At 54.0% G+C, this 16,745-nt stretch carries 22 protein-coding genes and 2 pseudogenes; 5 read left to right on the top strand and 19 right to left on the bottom strand.

Annotation, left to right across the window (positions count from 1 at the left end; all coding sequences use genetic code 11):
- Nucleotides 1–615 precede the first annotated feature (615 nt).
- From EQV96_RS21425 to EQV96_RS21395, 7 genes are all read right to left on the bottom strand, one after another.
- Nucleotides 616–1,335 (bottom strand): HNH endonuclease, encoded by a 720-nt coding sequence (locus EQV96_RS21425; protein WP_212551714.1) that lies wholly within the window; start codon nucleotides 1,333–1,335, stop codon nucleotides 616–618.
- Between the two features lie 273 nt (nucleotides 1,336–1,608).
- A complete protein-coding gene (locus EQV96_RS21420; protein WP_095002895.1) occupies nucleotides 1,609–2,040 on the bottom strand; it encodes a hypothetical protein in 432 nt (143 codons plus the stop codon).
- On the bottom strand, nucleotides 2,040–2,789 hold the full coding sequence (locus EQV96_RS21415; protein WP_240882376.1) for a GAF domain-containing protein: 750 nt from the start codon (nucleotides 2,787–2,789) through the stop codon (nucleotides 2,040–2,042). The genes EQV96_RS21420 and EQV96_RS21415 overlap by 1 nt, the downstream gene beginning before the upstream one ends.
- A gap of 662 nt (nucleotides 2,790–3,451) precedes the next feature.
- Complete coding sequence (locus EQV96_RS21410; protein WP_240882375.1) at nucleotides 3,452–4,246, bottom strand: DNA adenine methylase; 795 nt, start codon at nucleotides 4,244–4,246, stop codon at nucleotides 3,452–3,454.
- 150 nt (nucleotides 4,247–4,396) lie between these two features.
- Complete coding sequence (locus EQV96_RS21405) at nucleotides 4,397–4,921, bottom strand: lysis system i-spanin subunit Rz (RefSeq protein ID WP_240882374.1); 525 nt, start codon at nucleotides 4,919–4,921, stop codon at nucleotides 4,397–4,399.
- The gene (locus EQV96_RS21400) at nucleotides 4,918–5,451 is read right to left on the bottom strand and encodes a glycoside hydrolase family 19 protein (protein WP_240882373.1); all 534 of its coding nucleotides are present in this window, start codon (nucleotides 5,449–5,451) and stop codon (nucleotides 4,918–4,920) included. Before EQV96_RS21400 ends, EQV96_RS21405 begins: the two co-directional genes overlap by 4 nt.
- A gap of 57 nt (nucleotides 5,452–5,508) precedes the next feature.
- Nucleotides 5,509–6,552: a contractile injection system protein, VgrG/Pvc8 family gene (locus EQV96_RS21395; RefSeq protein WP_240882372.1), complete on the bottom strand. Its 1,044-nt coding sequence runs from the start codon at nucleotides 6,550–6,552 to the stop codon at nucleotides 5,509–5,511.
- 403 nt (nucleotides 6,553–6,955) lie between these two features.
- Here EQV96_RS21395 and EQV96_RS21390 point away from each other — a divergent pair, with 403 nt between their 5' ends.
- Together EQV96_RS21390 and EQV96_RS21385 are read left to right on the top strand one after the other, a co-directional pair.
- The gene (locus EQV96_RS21390) at nucleotides 6,956–7,258 is read left to right on the top strand and encodes a BrnA antitoxin family protein (RefSeq protein WP_095002901.1); all 303 of its coding nucleotides are present in this window, start codon (nucleotides 6,956–6,958) and stop codon (nucleotides 7,256–7,258) included.
- Nucleotides 7,258–7,458, top strand: coding sequence for a type II toxin-antitoxin system MqsA family antitoxin (locus tag EQV96_RS21385; RefSeq protein WP_240882371.1), 201 nt, complete (start codon nucleotides 7,258–7,260; stop codon nucleotides 7,456–7,458). Before EQV96_RS21390 ends, EQV96_RS21385 begins: the two co-directional genes overlap by 1 nt.
- Nucleotides 7,459–7,554: 96 nt before the next feature.
- On the opposite strand, the gene EQV96_RS21380 is transcribed toward EQV96_RS21385, so the two are convergent.
- The 3 genes and pseudogenes from EQV96_RS21380 to EQV96_RS21370 form a co-directional block, all read right to left on the bottom strand.
- Nucleotides 7,555–8,217 (bottom strand): hypothetical protein, encoded by a 663-nt coding sequence (locus EQV96_RS21380; protein WP_240882370.1) that lies wholly within the window; start codon nucleotides 8,215–8,217, stop codon nucleotides 7,555–7,557.
- Between the two features lie 19 nt (nucleotides 8,218–8,236).
- Nucleotides 8,237–8,464, bottom strand: a complete 228-nt coding sequence (locus tag EQV96_RS21375; RefSeq protein WP_240882369.1) for a tail protein X — start codon at nucleotides 8,462–8,464, stop codon at nucleotides 8,237–8,239.
- 22 nt (nucleotides 8,465–8,486) lie between these two features.
- A pseudogene (locus EQV96_RS21370) lies at nucleotides 8,487–8,843 on the bottom strand (phage tail protein); the annotation flags it as partial.
- Between the two features lie 301 nt (nucleotides 8,844–9,144).
- Here EQV96_RS21370 and EQV96_RS21365 point away from each other — a divergent pair.
- A complete protein-coding gene (locus EQV96_RS21365) occupies nucleotides 9,145–9,582 on the top strand; it encodes a hypothetical protein (protein ID WP_095020759.1) in 438 nt (145 codons plus the stop codon).
- A 291-nt stretch (nucleotides 9,583–9,873) separates the two neighbouring features.
- On the opposite strand, the gene EQV96_RS21360 is transcribed toward EQV96_RS21365, so the two are convergent.
- The 9 genes and pseudogenes from EQV96_RS21360 to EQV96_RS21320 all read right to left on the bottom strand — a co-directional run bounded on the left by EQV96_RS21360 (nucleotide 9,874) and on the right by EQV96_RS21320 (nucleotide 15,875).
- On the bottom strand, nucleotides 9,874–11,691 hold the full coding sequence (locus EQV96_RS21360) for a DNA/RNA helicase domain-containing protein (protein WP_170943750.1): 1,818 nt from the start codon (nucleotides 11,689–11,691) through the stop codon (nucleotides 9,874–9,876).
- A gap of 4 nt (nucleotides 11,692–11,695) precedes the next feature.
- The gene (locus tag EQV96_RS21355; RefSeq protein ID WP_218831411.1) at nucleotides 11,696–12,691 is read right to left on the bottom strand and encodes an HNH endonuclease; all 996 of its coding nucleotides are present in this window, start codon (nucleotides 12,689–12,691) and stop codon (nucleotides 11,696–11,698) included.
- 3 nt (nucleotides 12,692–12,694) lie between these two features.
- Nucleotides 12,695–13,066, bottom strand: a complete 372-nt coding sequence (locus EQV96_RS21350) for a nucleotide pyrophosphohydrolase (RefSeq protein WP_095020760.1) — start codon at nucleotides 13,064–13,066, stop codon at nucleotides 12,695–12,697.
- 226 nt (nucleotides 13,067–13,292) lie between these two features.
- Nucleotides 13,293–13,601 (bottom strand): annotated as a pseudogene (locus EQV96_RS21345) (lysis protein); the annotation flags it as partial.
- Nucleotides 13,602–13,712: 111 nt separating this feature from the next.
- Nucleotides 13,713–13,919, bottom strand: a complete 207-nt coding sequence (locus EQV96_RS21340) for a hypothetical protein (RefSeq protein ID WP_138738271.1) — start codon at nucleotides 13,917–13,919, stop codon at nucleotides 13,713–13,715.
- A gap of 169 nt (nucleotides 13,920–14,088) precedes the next feature.
- Nucleotides 14,089–14,403: a type II toxin-antitoxin system RelE/ParE family toxin gene (locus EQV96_RS21335; RefSeq protein WP_095002907.1), complete on the bottom strand. Its 315-nt coding sequence runs from the start codon at nucleotides 14,401–14,403 to the stop codon at nucleotides 14,089–14,091.
- The gene (locus EQV96_RS21330) at nucleotides 14,400–14,654 is read right to left on the bottom strand and encodes an antitoxin (protein ID WP_095002908.1); all 255 of its coding nucleotides are present in this window, start codon (nucleotides 14,652–14,654) and stop codon (nucleotides 14,400–14,402) included. The genes EQV96_RS21335 and EQV96_RS21330 overlap by 4 nt, the downstream gene beginning before the upstream one ends.
- 89 nt (nucleotides 14,655–14,743) lie before the next feature.
- Nucleotides 14,744–14,893 carry a hypothetical protein gene (locus tag EQV96_RS21325; protein ID WP_179291759.1) on the bottom strand — a complete coding sequence of 50 codons (150 nt, stop codon included), beginning with the start codon at nucleotides 14,891–14,893 and terminating at the stop codon, nucleotides 14,744–14,746.
- 445 nt (nucleotides 14,894–15,338) lie between these two features.
- Nucleotides 15,339–15,875: a hypothetical protein gene (locus EQV96_RS21320; RefSeq protein ID WP_095002910.1), complete on the bottom strand. Its 537-nt coding sequence runs from the start codon at nucleotides 15,873–15,875 to the stop codon at nucleotides 15,339–15,341.
- A gap of 228 nt (nucleotides 15,876–16,103) precedes the next feature.
- Here EQV96_RS21320 and EQV96_RS21315 point away from each other — a divergent pair, with 228 nt between their 5' ends.
- On the top strand, nucleotides 16,104–16,298 hold the full coding sequence (locus EQV96_RS21315; protein ID WP_240882368.1) for a hypothetical protein: 195 nt from the start codon (nucleotides 16,104–16,106) through the stop codon (nucleotides 16,296–16,298).
- A complete protein-coding gene (locus EQV96_RS21310) occupies nucleotides 16,295–16,744 on the top strand; it encodes a hypothetical protein (RefSeq protein WP_169916547.1) in 450 nt (149 codons plus the stop codon). Before EQV96_RS21315 ends, EQV96_RS21310 begins: the two co-directional genes overlap by 4 nt.
- Nucleotide 16,745 lies beyond the last annotated feature (1 nt).

Raw genomic sequence — 16,745 nt, 5'->3', positions numbered from 1 at the left:
TTGAGAATCGAACGGGCAAAGATCATCTGGCAAACCCTAAGACGCTTTGCACAGGCTAACGCAGGCTTTGCAGATTACCTGTCAGCCGAGCAGCACGCAGTCCTAGGTCCTAGCCATTTCGATACCTACCACGTCCCTGTTGTGCCTGTCTCCCGTCCTGCTGTTACACCGCTGGGCATACCTTCCAACTGACCACCTTCTCGCGATCACCCGGCACGGGCTCTGCTTTGCAAAAGATGGCAGATAAACGACGAGGACTGCTGGTATGTGCTGGGCAGCAATGCTCGCCTGGGCACAAACTCAAACTTCAAGCCCTGATTGCCGCGAGCAATAACAGGCACAAGTTTCCGGTTGGTAAGGGTCCAAGTAGGGGTCTTTTTTTAGGCATGAAAAAGCCCAACGGATTAGGCTGGGCCAAGTCATTGAATAATATGGTCGGGACGGAGTGATTCGAACACTCGACCCCCTAGCACCCCATGCCCGCCTAGGCATGGTAACCCATTGAAAAGTAGCTGTTTTCTCTGGCGCTCGCTGCAATCGAAGAGCCATAGAAACACATGGGTGCGTGAGGGAGTCACGCAAAAGTCACGCATGCTTTTAGACCCCTCATCCGCATCAGCCGTAATGAGCTTTCCGGTGACAATTTGGGCATACGGCTACGGCATTATCAACACAGTCATGGCCACCATCTGCAAGTCGAATTCTATGATGCACCTCAAGATATGCCTTGCCATTAGATTTGCGGTGAAACGGCGCTGGCTGCTTACATGATTCACAATTTCCGTTCGCGCGATGTAACACTTCAGCCACAACGTCTGGATTTCGAATAAAGACATCCACGGTCATTGCACGTCGCTTGGGCTGCGAGGCGGCATTCTTGAGTCGCGCACCGCGAGCTGCAGAATCGTCAGCGTAAGAGGAGAACACGTCACGCTCAAATGAATCTAGATACTCATGGACATTCATCGGAATGAGCTCTGCAGTGTATCGCTCCACGATACGTCTCAGGCTTGGGAGGTTGGTATTGGTCAAATTTTCATAATAGTTAATGTGTTGAGTGACCGCTTGAATCGCCAAGCTAAGATCATCGATACCGTTATCCATCGATATCCGTTTGAGGAAGTAGTCCGTTGCCTTCTGGCTTAGCGTGCGCTGATAGAGTTTACCCTGCCTGAAAGCGCGATAATTATTGATGAAATCACGCGCGGAATTAGAGTTGAGATTTTCAGCAACCAGGCTATTAACTCCACTTTCAACCGACAGCGTTTTATCAAAAACCTTGGACGACACAGAGTATGCAGCTTCGATTTGCTGAGAGGTAATATGGCCGCGCACGTGGGTAGTCCTTTAAATTTAACAAGTGAGAAAACGACAATGAAAACATGGAGCGTCGCCCATCGAACTTTCCAACTCACAAATCTCTATCCTAGGAAAAGGACCTGACCTACACTCGAGAATGCTACAAGCCGTCCCATCCGGCACGCCTTGAACTGGACAGAAGCGGTTAGAGAGGTTAGAGCTCTCTCACCAGCCATCTAAGTAAGCGAACCTATTTAGAGGCTGGGTTGATGCCTGACACCACAACCCACTGCGGAGAAAGCTTTTTGCCTACGCACCAATCATCTGAAGTAACTCGGGCCGAGATTTTTTGGACGTTAAAAATCTCTGAATCACTTCTGAGTTGCTCTTGTTCAAGCCATGACTTTGTTCTATTGCAACAGACGCACGCGACACCATGATTGCACCTGATGAAGGAATCTTCATGACATCGAGAATTATTCTATAAATTCTTTTGCTATTTCTCCCAACTTCCATACTAACACCATCCCCTTGGGGTTCGATGAGCGTGGACTCTTTGCTAGAGAGATATTTAAACTCCACCACAACGGTTGTATCAGCTAAGTGGTACCCTCTCCACGCTATAGGAAGATCGGCAGGTGACAGCATAAATTGTAACTTTATGCCTCGTTGCTCCTTAGATTCGACTTCGTTCAACTCATGCTGGGAGACAGTAATCCATTCTTCGCTAGATAATTTCATCAGGCTCTCTCCAAAAGGTGCCCTATCAGGGCCACGGTTAACGTGTAGTGTTCGACCGATTGAGCCGTAACCCCCAATGGGTCAAGGCTGTCCAATACGATCACCCCCCACAGCTTGCCGTTGCACTCCACTGGCATGGCAGCCATCGCTCGCGAGGGAGTCCTCCCCTCAGCAAGGTACCGCTCCAAGAAGCGAACCGATGACTTTGTCACCGTAGCATAGCTCTCTCTCGCCTTGGGCCTGGAATTTCTTGTGATTTCGGGGAGATCAGGAAGAATCACGACCCCGCGATTGGACCAAGCCTGGCCTGCGACTCCTTGAGATTTCGCGCTATTTTCACTATCAATGAAGAAAATGGTTTTGGTGCTTAACGTCAAATGCCCCGAACGCATGTAGGGTATCAAGTAGTTACCACAGAGCCTGCGAGATTTGAACGGCCCCCAAGTGGACACACCCGACTCAAGCCAGTGTCTGCGGAAAAAAAGGTTTCTCTTGTACTTGAATAGCGTTACACGGTTGTGATCTTTCGGTACGTTAAGGTTTTTAAAAACCTTATCTTGATACTCATCCAGAATAAATTGTAGTTTTTCTACGACCCAGGGATCAGCCATCTTCTTCATGATGGCCGTTGCGGCGACGACCAGTGCTACCGCACTCAGCAGCCAAATGGATATTTCCTGAAACCGCTCAATCAATAGCCAAAGAATTGGCTTCTGCTCAATCCATTTATCGTCTTTTTCTATATCCATCAGCCATATTATTAAAGAGGCAAGCAAGCCTCCGATCACATAGATATACCCTGATGCGGCGTAGATGAATTTCCGTTTCGGTCCCGTCCGTAGCATTTACTGCCATCACCTTTCCAGTGTTTATCCGCAAGACTTACGGGGACAACAGGATGATATCCTGAGCTTTTAAATCATGGCTAAATGCCTTCACAGCTGGGCACTATGCCGAATATCTGATGGCCCTAGCAAGCCCCTATTGAGCCAAATTTTCTCCACTACGAGCCACAGGAGACAAACTCTTCAACACTACGGCTCGGTCCAGCGAGGAGCCGTCACTTAGCCAAAGACTCAAGCATCGCCATTCATACCTACCTGGGGCATTAGGTGTCCCAAAATTGTCCCACGGCTTACCCCCCTCCCCGGCGTTCAGCCGAATAAACCAAAGAAGAAATGATGCGCCAGCGAAAGCATCAAGCAATCGGTCGCGAAGGTTGAGCAAACATTCAGTGCTCTTACCTCTCAAGGTCTACACGAAGAAGCCACATGATTGGAACGGTAATCAACGGTCTTAAAGAATCACTAGTACGGATACGAATCTCCAAAGATAGCAAGATGAGTATGGTTCACTAACTGACTACAACAACGGCAGGCGTTACGTGTTACTGCCGCAGTGAATGGGAAAGCTAAAACAGTCCTCCCAACCCTTCCGGCTTCCAGTTCATGATAATCAACTCCCCCGTCACCTCCGCCTTACCCAGCCTCTGATTCGCGGTCGTGTACCGAATCTCAGTCGTCTCAAAATGAAACCCTTCAAACACGAGCCGAATGTCCGGGTGGTCGTTGATGCTGACCATCACCTTGCCTTTGCAGCGCCGCATAAAGTCAGCCATACGCTCGTAGTTTTCAAACGGGAAGTCCACGCCGTAGCCAGCGGTCTGCCAGTAAGGTGGATCCATGTAGTGGAAGGTGTGCGGCCGGTCGTAGCGCTCTGCGCACTCGAGCCAAGGCAGGTTTTCAACATAGGTGCCGGCCAGGCGCTGCCAGGCTGCAGACAGATTTTCTTCAATGCGCAGCAGGTTGATTGCAAAAGCAGTCGTTGCGGTACCGAAGCTCTGCCCTGTGACCTTGCCACCAAAGGCATGGTGCTGCAGGTAGAAGAATCGGGCAGCGCGCTGGATGTCGGTCAGGGTTTCCGGGCGGGTCATTTTTTGCCACTCGAATATCTGCCGTGAGCTGAGCGCCCACTTGAATTGACGCACGAATTCTTCCAGATGGTTCTGCACCACGCGGTACAGGGTCACCAGATCACCGTTGATATCGTTGAGCACTTCGCAAGGCGCGGGCTGTGGGCGCAGGAAGTACAGCGCCCCACCGCCGGCGAAGACTTCGACGTAGCATTCGTGGGGTGGGAACAGGGGGATAAGGCGGTCGGCCAGGCGGCGTTTGCCGCCCATCCAAGGGATGATGGGTGAAGACATAATGTGCAAGACCTTTGCTGTATAGATAGACAGGTGCTAGGTTCGCTCCGCTTTGTGCACGAAGCAGGAGCCTTGGCTGGGCTTGCAGGACAACTCTGCGGGTTTGGTGGCCGGGCTGGATGTTGACGTATCCAGCTTCGGCCGCTCCTTTTACTTTGTGCCTGAGACTTCTTTGGCGTAGGCCTGACAGGCCTGCAGCGCGATCAGTCCTTGGTCGCCGTCGCCGGTGATTCCGATAATTCGTTGAGCATGCGCTGGGTCAAGTCGGGCTCTATGGGCGCTATAAACCACGCTGCCGGCGCCGGTGGCGGGTTGCACTGCGTCACAACCAGTTGCGGCGGCGTCGAGTTGGACTGACAACCGCAGGTCAGCAGTAGCAAGGCGATCGCGCAGACGTGCATGTTTGGTTTTCTCATCGGTCAGGGCTCGGTAATGGGATTGGTCGCTGGCTGCCAGCCATTGCTCCAGGGCGAGGCGCTTGCCCTGCTCTGCCAGAATTTGCGCGGAGTTAGCATTGGCCAGATGGGTGCGCTCGGTTTGGTGGGCGGCTTCCTTAGCGGCCAGTTGCTGGCCGTAGGCGTTGGCCTGCCACTCCCATGCCGCCCACGCGCTACCCGCCATCAGGGCCAGGATGACTAGCAGTACCCCGCCCCACTTCACCGCATCGATCTTCACGCCAACACCTTGAGCGCCCGGGCGTATAGTGCCTGGCGATCGGCAGCGCCATTCTGGCCACCGTTGATGCGCCGGGTGATCTTGTCGAACTGGCCCGCGTCGGCCAGGGTGTTGAGGCCTCTGGTCGCCCAGAACCATGCTGCTGACATGCAGGCGTGCTGTGGCTTTTCCAACAGCTCGGGCTGCTTGATCAGGTCAAGGCCCAGCCCTTCGCCGCACGCCATGTAGTTGGCCCGGCCGGTGATCTGGATCAGGCCACGCCCTCGGTACTTGGAGCCGTCGCCTACTCCGGTGTTGCCCAGGTCTTTGCGGCCTTCGTATTTGGCTTGGGCAGCCGTTGGCCCCCAGATTTCTTTGACGTATTTGAGCTGGCCAGACTCATGGCCAATCTGGGCGATAAACGCGGCTACGCGCTTGGGGCCAATGATCTGGTAATGCACCATCGCGGTGTTCAGCAGCGGCACGAAAACGCCGGCAACTGAGCCGGCGTTAGGGAGGATCTGCAGCAGTTGTTGCCGTGTAATCGACATGGGTTAGCCCTAACGAAAAAACCCGCACAAGGCGGGTGGGTGAATGTCTGCCTGGGGTTACAACTCGATGACTTTTAGCGGCGCCTTGGTCTTGGTTTTTTTGCCTTTGGCCTTGGCTTTACCCTGTTTGCCGCCGTTGCATTCGACGGTGGTGGTCCAGCCGCTTTGGGTGAAGACCTGCTCGACTGAGTCCACCAGGTACTCGCCATCAAGGCCGGTTTTAAAGCCCTGGGCGTTGATGCTGCGTTCGGCAAACAGATCGGTGCGGCCGGGCATTTCCAGGCGTACCGCAGCAGTAGAGCGGTTGAAGGCGGACAGCCGGGCCTTGGCCGCTTGTTCGGCGGCGGATTTGTTCGGGTAGATGTGTCGGTCGGTGTGTACTGGCGGCAGGCCGTCCGGGGCTTGGTCGTTGTCCAGGGTGATGATGGCCAACTTGCCGGTTTTTTTGTCCTGATGCTGGGTGCTGACCGCTTTGTGGGTGCTGCGATCCGCGAGGCGGAATTGCCAGCGGCTGACGTCGCTACGGGTCAGGGTGATCGCGCCCAGGACCTTGCCGCTTGCGCTCTGCCCGGCCTGGCGTTGCAGGACCAGCAGCTTGCCGTCTGCGACTTTGGCGGTGCAGTCGTATTGCCTGGCCAGCCGGGTGATAAAGTTGAAGTCTGATTCGTTGAGCTGGTCGGCGCGGGGCACGACGGTGGCTACCGGACACACGGGCTGCCAGCCGTTTCGTGCGGCAACGTCATTGACAATGCTGGCCAGGCTGACGTTTTCCCAACTGCCGCTGCGGGTAGTTTTGCCGCTGCCGCGCATATCGCTGGCTTTACCCCGGATCACCAAGGTATCCGGTGGGCCGGACAGTTCGACCTCGTCCACGGTGTAACGCCCCAAGCGGGTTAACGCGGTGCCGCTGTAACCGAGAAACACATCGATACTTGCGCCGCGACTTGGCAGTGACACGGAGCTGTCGCGGTCATCGATGCGCAGCTCGAAGTCGTCGGACTCCATCCCGGGCTTGTCTGTAGTGCGCAGTAGTAAGAGGCGGTCATTGATCAATGCGGTGATGTCGGCACCTTCTGCGACGATGCAGCAAGTTGGGGTCATGCAGACTCATGCCGGGAAAAGTCCCACATAAAGCGCGGATTAGAGGAAGGTTTAAAAGGCTCTAAAAAAAGCTAGTTTTGTTGCCCGCCACCGGTCTACTTCTTACCTGACACGGTTTGCATGCTTATTTTTTTGTGAGCACGATAAAATAATGATCGTTTACGACGAAACCAAACGCCAAGCCAACCTTGCCAAGCATGGTCTGGATCTGGCGGATGCAGGCTTGGTGACGACGCGCCGAACAAGATCACACTCTGCTCACCCCGCCAGGGTGAACGCAGATTGATGGACGTGGCGATGGTCGAAATTGTGGGTATCGTACTTGTGCTCGTCTACGTTGAACGCGACCAGGACATCCGGGCGATTTCATTGCGCCGCGCTTCGAAACTGGAGAGAAAACATTATGCAAGCCTCCAGCAAGACTGACTGGGAACGCGTCAAGCGAGAAGCGGCTGCCGATGCGCCGATTGCACAGGACTCACAGGCGCTGTATGACCCCAATGATCCGGCGGCTGTTGACGCCTTTTTTGAACAGGCGACGGTGCGCCGTCGTGGTGAGCGCGGGCCGCAGAAAGCGCCAGTCAAGGAGCGGGTCACCTTGCGCCTTTCGCCCGAGGTAGTTGACTACTTCAAGGCAGGCGGCAGTGGCTGGCAAACGCGGCTGGATCAAGCGTTGCAGCAGTATGTGCAAGAGCATCAGCGTTAATGGATTGCCATGTTTTCGGTGCCGCTGCGCTGGTGCATGAAACCCGTGACCTGCCCTACGCCTACAGGAACGAATCCACATCGATACCGGCGGTTACTGGCGACCTCTTCCCGGCCTGCGGGGACGCAGTTCTGGATGCCCGCGCATCGTGCCAGCGCCAGCGCCAGCGCCGCGATGCTGGCTTTGAAGGAGCACGTTAATCTATCAGCTTGCTGATATTTGCTTCCGTAATGCATGCCATTGCAGTGAAAAAGCCCCGCGTGTACGAGGCATTACCAGTGCAAACCAGCCAATTTCTAAAAAGCTTCTGCAGGCTCCTGTGCCTCCTTCACTGCTTTGTTAATTTCAAATTTGGGGTAGGCGAAACGCATGATCAGATTAGTCTCAGGGCCCTGCCCGGAAATAATCAGATCAGCACTACGCGCAGTGTCTGGAGCTACAGCAAGCATACTGAGTGCACTTCTAAGATTCGGTTTAACTTCAGCGCCTTCCAGGAAGGTGTAGGTCAAGTTACCAGCGCTTAAACCAACATTTTCATAGCTGGATACTTTGGACAGGTATTGTTCTTTGCTTTTAGACGTCGCGGCCAGATCAACAAGATCGAGGAGCGTTTTATCGTCCGTCATCGAAATCAACGTAAACGTCTTGGAAAGTGTGGTGTAAGCCTTTGTGTAAGCCCCTTGATCATAGGGTCTAACCAAAGAAACCATAACCAATTTTCCATCCGAAAAAATCAACGCACCTGTAAATTTATTGCCTAAAAATTCCAAATCATCAATGCACCTTGCAGTGCCACCGATTTCCGCCGAGCAGTCGTAATACCCTTTCGCAGTGGTGTAGTTCTCAAGCGGTGTATGGTAAGCGTAACCTTTAAATAAGTTATTCTCAGCCAAGGCATTTTGCGTCCCGGCAAGCAGGCCAACTACAGCTCCCAGAACAGTCGCTATTTTACGTGACATAGAATCCCTTCCTTTTTGATTAAGCCCGCATTAATGGCTCAATGCTATCAAGCGATTCACAAAAATGTCTCCTTAATTCCACAACATCACCCCCCTCCTCACTCGACACCACCAGATCCGGCAGGTTAATCACCACCCCTGCCCGAAAAGGCTGCACCTCATCCGCCAGCCCCTGGTTGGCATCGAGCACGGCTTCGACCGTGCCATTGAGGTGGCCGTAGTAGCTCTGGCAGATCGTGTCGAGCACGTCGCCGCTAGCGGTTCTGCAAGTCGTCGCCCATGCCGATGGCCTGTTGGGCCGGTCGACGTGTCAGGCGTTCTTGCGCGGCCCAGCGAAAGTCGGTGGTGCGGCTCAGTTCTTCAAAGGCGGCGGTGTCCAGGTTGAAGTAGTAGGGTTGGGATTGCGGCTTGAGTGGCTGGATGATCAGCAAGTGCGGGAAGGGTTTCACCACTTCCACGGCCGGGGTCAGGTCTTGGCCAAAGGCGCCGGTGGGGATGATGTTGGCCAGGGCCGGGTTGGCATTGCCGGCGATTTTGTTGATCCCTGCCGCAGCCTTGCCCGCCTGCTCTTTCAAGGTGCCCATGCGTTCCTCGATTTGCGAGGCCGCCCGGGTAGCTTGGTTGTAGGTGAGCAGCTCATCCACCGTGCGGTCGGCGTAGGGCACGGTTTTCTCACAGCGTGCGATGGCCGACTCAACGGCGTCGAGCTGCTTTTGGGTAAAGGACATGGGAGCACTCTTGAGTTGAGGTGACGCCAAGGGGGATATGGGGCAGAGTAGAGGTTGGCTTCGCTCTACAATGCCCTGCTGCATGTAGTAGCTCGCCAGGACATCAGATAACGCTTTAGCCGATTTTCGCTGGAGCCGCTATGGCTCAGCAGCTTTGATTTTCTGCACGTTCAGTGCTTTTTTGTCGGAGTTCTGTGACATGTCTGTTTCCAATATCGATAAATTCAACGAGCTGACCGGTAAGGTGCTGGGCGAGTTGTATCTGAACTTCCCATTGCCCCTCAACCTGGCCGCAGAGCAATTTGTTGGATCAGCAGTGGAGTGGAGTGAAGAGCGTCAAATGGATCTACCCAGCAAGGACGCCGAGTTTTTTTTCGCGACAACGGGATGGCTGATCAACGCGGGATACATCAACGGCGGGCTGTTCTCCCACACCCATGTCTCGGATGCGGTGCTCACCGCGAAAGGCCTTGAGGTTCTTAATGCAACCCCGCGCAGCCTGACGCATGCCCACTCTCTGCGTGAGCAACTGGCCGAGATAGCCAGAGAAGGCGGCAAGGAAAGCTTCAAAGGCTTGCTCGCTGAAGAACTCATCACGGGTGCAAAAATCATCGCCCCCGCCGTTGGGCTCCTCTAACTTCAGCGCCGTTTAAGATAGCCACTGATGGAGCTGCGACGTTGAGGGGGTCGTGTAACCGGCTGCGGTGCTGCTGCCTTCGGGTGGAAAGATTTGAACAGATGGCGACGCAGGCGCGGCCGCTTGAAGTGCAAGACGCTCGGCCCGGGCGGTCTTTTCCTCGAACAATCGGCCTGGGCCAAAGCTTGGCGGATGCGCGCTCAGTCGTGTTCCTTGTAGCGGTTCAGGCCTAGGTAGTGCGCCATCGCCAGGTTGTACACCAGTTGCGCAATAACAGGTTTATAGAGATTTCTATGGCAGTTTGGTCACTTCGCCACCGCCACTTGCCCCACTCTGGCTCAAGCATCCCTCCGCTGAGCATTTTACTTCAGGCAGAGCCTCTTTTATCACCGCCCTCAAGCCGGGGTCGACCACGTAGATAAAAACACCCTTCTTGGCCCGCGTCAGAAGCACGTAATAAATATTGCGAATGGCTCTCGCAAAATCGTCCCTCCCAGCAGAGCGTAGGGATGCCTTAAGGGTCGGATACTGTTGGACTGGGGGGCGAACTTTCAGGCTTCCCTGGGTATAAACGAGATCCTCTCCGATGATAACCCCCACATAGTCATACTCGAATCCCTGTACGGTGTAGATAGCACCCACCTCTTCGTGCAGGCCCGGCTGACGGTTCCATGACGCATACGAGTGGCTGGCATTCCAGCGTGCTTTCCAGTCTCCAATCTCGATGTCATGCCCTCTGCCCGGTGAGTATCTGGTTGCCCAGTACCAACAGTAGCCCGCGACAATTCGGCATGTCGCATTACCCAAGGCTCGTGCTTTCAAAAGCTCAGTCATGACTTGCGGTGAGTCGACTACTTTGACTTCATAGCTTTCCGGAGCCTTGAGCTTGGTAATTTCGCTTTGGTTTATGAAAGCATCGACCCAAGCAATATATGCGTTTGCATCCTGGCATCGCAGTTGCTTGGCCAGAGAAAGCTCAAGCACAAACTGACCGGCATCTTCTGCAACCTGCTTGATATCGTGGCTACGACAATTCTCCTGCGGTTGAAGCCATTGATTGTCATCAATGAAGAAAACAGTAAGTCGTTTATCGTTGACCAGTTGAGACAACCCTGTTGTTCCAAGGCGGTGAGCTTCATCGACTATCAGATATTGGGTGTTGGCACAGCCACTGGAGAAGAAATCCAGCTCCTGTATACAGGCTTTGATGGCAGCCGACAGGACGGTATACATCGGCTGTTTGCCACGCTCCATCAGGTGCCTGATCAACATCATGGCCAGCACGGTTTTGCCTGTCCCGACTATGCCCCTGACGATCACACAGGTCGGACGGTCGACCTGATCCAGGGTGGCCGCAATCGCCCTGAACGTCTTAACTTGCTCAGCTGAAGGCTCAAACAAGGCACTGCAATTGAGCTTATTGCTGAAGTTGGCAATAAAGGCCCCTGAATACTTAAGCGTTGGCGACACCAGACACTCCAGCAGCGGACTTGCCGACTGGAGCTTGCCGAGTATCTGCTCTGCTGCTTCACGCCCGTGACTTCGGGTCAACAAGTGCGTGTGTTGCAGGTGCTCCGCAAACTGAGGCCGGCGGAGCAATTCACTGCTGGTTTCTTCGTATTCGTGCAGATACGCCAGAGCATGGATCTCGGGCTTTTGCTCCCCAAAATCCAGTAGATGCTCGAGTGCCGTGCGATAAACGTGCGCTTGCTCGCAAGGGTGGTCAGTGCTGTACGGCTCCTTTGCCTCCACAGTTAACCAGCCCATATCAAAGCGGTCGTTAATACGAACCTTGCCTTGGGACCACTGCTTGAGCTCAACCACAACAATATGGGTTCTACCTGAAACGTCACTTCCGATCAGCAGACAATCTGCCCGCCGCGTCCCCAGCGGCATGGGATATTCGATCAGAATGTGCCCATCAATAGGCAACATTTCAAGCAAAGCCGCCAGCTTGGGCAGAGACTTTGCCCACGAGCCCTTTTCCGAGGCAGAGACTCCGCCTTTGCCAAATACGCTGGGGAAACGCGCCTCCAGTGCACTGGCAAAGTTGTCTCGTTTCGCAGCCGCGTAAAAATCCTTAAAGGTGAACTGTTCAAGAGCCGCCATATGCTTATAGTACCCGTTCGTATTTAAGTGCCAGTGCATCCACGCTTGGCGCGAAAGCTTGATTGGCTGGCAACTTGATCTGTTGGCCCTGGTATTGCTCGTAAACGGTGCCGTAAAGCGTCTCGTGAAGCTGAACTTGCCCTTGTTCCGTAATCTTCAATTCGCCCAAATCAAACAGCGTGTGAATATCAGCACGCAGCAAAAGCCCGTTCTGCACTGCATTGGACTCCTTCCCTAGATAGGGAGCGATATGAGCAGCCTCCAGCACGCTCTCTACGTCACAGCCAGTCACCGCACATTTTTTGCCATAAGCGGCAAGCAACGCTTTGCGGAACTTGGGCTGGCCTTGACGACGCACAACTTCCTGAAGGACTTTTTTGCGTCCATCGACCATATCTTTGGGTGCAAAAGCGACTGACGCATCGGCATCTTTTTCAGCCTGCTCAATCTCACGTTCAATATGCCCCTCTGGAATATGGGCCTGGAAAACCTGCTCCACGAAGCTATCCAGGCTGCCAAAATCCTTGACGATGGTTCGAACCTTGTCATCCGAGATACGGGTGAAACCCCGATAGCCTTTGTTCAGATAATCAACTGCAGGAGGACTCAGTACGTCGGTGGCAATGCTTTGCGGCTGGCTGAGCAGGTACATGTACTCCCACGTATTGCCCTCTTCGTCCTTGCCCCAAATTCGACTGGCCAGGGCCTGGTTGTGGAGCTTGCCAATGACTGTGCTCAAGAAGTGGTACTGGTTGGCGTATACCGTGAGGACCAAATCTCCCACCTGCATGGCCGTCCATGTGCGCTGGTTAACAGGACCGGGCACTGCACCCCAGGCATGGAAACCCTGCTGATCAGGTATCAGTGATTGGTAATATTGCGTTTGCTCCTGCCCTAAAGCCTCCTGCATCCACTCGAATGAAACCGGTTTTAGAATCGAGTCATCCAGGTGGACACGGGCTTTTTTGTCGCCGGCGGTGAAGATAAATATCTGGCGCATCCGTCAGTACTCCGAGTACTTGTCAGACTTGCCCTTGACTACGCCCGCGGGGTATTTGGCATCGTTAAGCTTGAGCTTCTCCTCGGCCGCTTTGAGCGGGTCAATACCCGTGACGGAGCAAAAACGCATCAAATAGATAAATACGTCGGCAACTTCGTGAGCGACAGCTTCTTTCTTGCTATCTGCCAACAGGGCAAAGTCCTCATTGCCGACTTGCCACTGAAAGAGTTCCATCAGCTCTGACGCTTCCACACTCAAGGCCATGCTTAGATTTTTTGGGGTATGAAATTGGCCCCAATCCCTGACTTCAGAAAAACGGTCAATCTCAAGACGCAGCGCAGCAAGCTGGTCGCTCGAGGTGATGGGGTTACTCATGTGCGAATCCTGTAGGTCAAACCTGCAGCGTTGTTCATGGGCAACTGAACGTTTGCTGACAGCGGTATTGGGCGAGATAGAGCGGTCACTTAATTCATTAAGTGCCAGCTCAACGGATGGCCAAACGATATCTCGTAGCCATCAGTCCGTCCACCGCCCGCTGCTCCCACGGTTTTGGAATGCTCAAAACGATGAAGAAAGGTGCCTTGGCAGGATGCATACCGCTCTAACGAGCAACTGATACTTCTTGTGCGTAGGCCTGACAGGCCTGCAGCGCGATCAGTCCTTGATCGTCGTCGCTGGTGATTCCGATAATTCGTTGAGCATGCGCTGGGCCAAATTGGGCTCTATGGGCGCCATAAACCACGCCGCCGCCGGCAGTGGAAAGGCGATCACGCAGGCGTGCCTGTTTGGTTTTCTCATCGGTCAGGGCTCGGTAATGGGATTGGTCACTGGCTGCCAGCCATTGCTCCAGGGCGAGGCGCTTGCCCTGCTCTGCCAGAATTTGCGCGGAGTTGGCATTGGCCAGATCGGTGCGTTCGGTTTCGGGAGGATCAGCAGCAGTTGCCGCGCTGTGATGGGCATGAGTTTCTTTAGATAATAAAAAACCCGCACTCGGCGGGTTTCTTTGAATCGGTGCAGGTATTTACTGTGGCTGGATACCTTTGATTTTCTCCAGGCGCATTGGATAGCCATTGGCTGGCTGAACCACAGTTTCGCTTTCAACCGTTTGAATGATCTTGCCGTTGGCATCTTTCGTCACTGAAATAGTCTTGCTATAGGTGCTCTGCACCACGCAGCCATTCATCAACAATGCCGCGCCGACTACAGCCAAAAACTGGATGCCCTTCACTTGGTACTTCCTTACCTGGATAATTTCGGCGCCGACTGTAGCAGGCTTTATGCCATCATTTCCAACGACATGGGCTGAAGTCTTGCTTCGCTGGAAGGCATGCCTATCTCGAGACAAAAAAATCCCGCACTTGGCGGGTTCGGTACTGCAGTTTCATTTCAGCAAGACATCACTTGTTCAGCCGTTCTGCCAGTCGCGTCATCAGGTCCATGCGTTCATGCAATATCGCCACGATCAAAGCAGGTGCAACTTCGCGCGGCAGGGCAAATGCGTAATGGTGTTCGCAGTGAGCCATCAACAACGTCGGGTAGAGGTCGCTCATGTCCCTGTACGCGCCTTGACGGGCCGCAAGGCGCGCGATCCCGCGTTCCAGTCTGCCGATATACACACGCACCTGCTGGTCACTCCACTGTTGGCGCGTGTAGCGGATGATCCCGCGCAAGTCGGCTTCATCCTCAAGCGTAAGAACGTAGGCACCGCTCAAACCCGATTTTCCCCGGACAGTTCTTCGTCGAGGATGTCACCAATGCTCCTGTCTGAAACCTTGCCCGCCAGGCCATCATTGATGCGGGCGGTCAGTACGCCTCTGAGCTCTTGCCATGCCGGATCATTGTCGACATTGCCCGGAAACAGGCGCTCGATGGCATATTGCTTGATCGTCTTGCCCTGCAAGGCGGCCAACGCTTTCAGGCTCTGATGCTGCTGCTCGGATATGTCGATGGTCAGGCGGCTCATGTGGCAACTCCATACGTGATCTACGCCCTGATCTTCGCACAAATGTGGGAATGTGGGCCATCGACTGGACGACCGGGACTTCTCCCAGGCTAGCTTGGGCGTAATGGCCGCATGTTTGAATCGGGATAGCCCTTTGCATCCAGTTTCCAGGCTCGAACCTGATTACGGTAGTCACACCACAGGCGCTCTGTGCCCGCTACCTGCTCGCCATCCTCGATGGCCTCCAACTGCTCAGCCACGAACTTACGCTCCTGCTCGATCCACTGGACTTCGACAGCAATCAAAGGCGCCAACCGCGCCCTGCGCGAAGATCACCCCCTGCGCCATGACTGATGATGCGTATACCCCATGTGATCAACATGCCATCTGCAAACTTTATAAAGCTGCCGCTGGCATTCGTCCCTTGATCAATAATCGCTCTGCTCGCCACGGAACCCACAACATCTGCAAACGCTGCGCTTTTAAGCGCTGCTGCCTTGTCGTATAGCTCCCGCGTCATAAAGTTAATCTTCTGATTGGCCACACGCGGTGGGTCACCGGGAGGAGATTTACCTGCGCATTCAGGCATAGCGCAGCCTGAACGGAAAGCATCACTACAGGCCGCTCGCTGAGCAGGTTGGGGGGAATGAGAGCTGTGGAAAGTCTCGGTGAAATGTCAGCCATCATAGAAAAGGTTTACCAGGCTCACGGGCTAGAATTAGTGAGCTGAACATAAATACAAAAACCTGCAAGCAGCGCCCAAAAAATTACAAATAGCCATGGTGTCCTCATAGAGAACATTAGCGATTTGCGATACCCCTGCTGACTCGATTCTTTTTCGTTAAATAAGGGTGAGTCATCATAGGCCTCCCCCATAACCGGGTCACTTCGCAATAAGTGACTTTGTTTGAAATGCCAATGATCAATGATGACATACGAGGCCCTAAACCCAGGCCAGGCATGCAATGAGCTAAATATTCCTAGGATGGCCATCAAGGTTGGTACAACCAAGGTAAAAAGCTCGCCCCATCTGGGATTGAGGTTCGCCATTGAAGAGGCAAACGCAATAACCAAGAACGATTGGGCCGTTAAATATGCGTTCGTTCTATTCGAGAGCAAACTTGTTTCATAGTGAATTTCTCTCCGATAGAAATCTAGACGATCTTTAGGAGTGCCAAATAGAAAAACGTCTGAGGGCGACTCCTGATGAAGCCGGATTTCCTCAGTGATGATCTTAGTCACAGCACGCCTCCGATGGACTGAATGACTTTAGAAGCGCTCCCCTTCAAAGGGTTCATTAAATTTCAGCGCATAAATACTCAATCCTAGCCAACTTCAAAAACTCATTTCATCCCCATGAATGTCAGCGAAAGAAGTGAAGATGAATAATCCACAGCTCTGCAGGCGACCATGACCCCAAGTCAACGCGCTTACTGTGATGTAGCGCTCGCAATAAACCAGAGCCGCAATATGTTCGTCGCGCTTAGCCTCGGGCTTGCCGGCTCCAGCACACCGAAGAGCGCCCCGCGCTACCGGGTAGTGCCAGTGAGTGGCGAGTTCTTCCACATCGTCGATACCGGTACCGGCAAGGTGAAAGGCTTTCGCCGCGAGCATAACGATGCCTGTGCTTTCGCCCGTAAACTCGAACAGGAGTCGCTGCCATGACTGACTTTCTGGATACCGTCGAAGGCCCGGACTGGCTTTACGATGCCATCAACAGCCTGATCTGCGGCGACACCGTCACCGCGCCGCGATCCTTCGGCAAACCGGTTGCCTTGGTTACACCACAGTCGCTGTACGAAGCGCTGGCCGAACACCTGGGGCACAAGAACACATCGCCCCCGCTGCTGACCGACAATCGCGAATACCCGATCGAGCAGATGATTTGCGAAATCATTGCCGGCGGGAGCCGCGTTCATGGCAAGGCTTACGACTTGGCCTGCTCGGCTCTGGGCACGCCAAAGGCCAAGCATCACCCAACTGCCTTGCACGATCTTGCCGAGTCACTGATTCGTCCCCGAGCCAATGAGTACGGCCAGGCCCGCGCCGAGGAACTGGCGACAGACCTTGCCGCCGACCGGGCGGATCAACGCAAAGCCGACGCTGCGTAAG

The sequence above is a fragment of the Pseudomonas sp. TMW22080 genome, assembly GCF_022496745.1.
Lineage (GTDB): Bacteria > Pseudomonadota > Gammaproteobacteria > Pseudomonadales > Pseudomonadaceae > Aquipseudomonas > Aquipseudomonas bubulae.
This window is presented reverse-complemented; position numbering and strand designations above follow the sequence as displayed.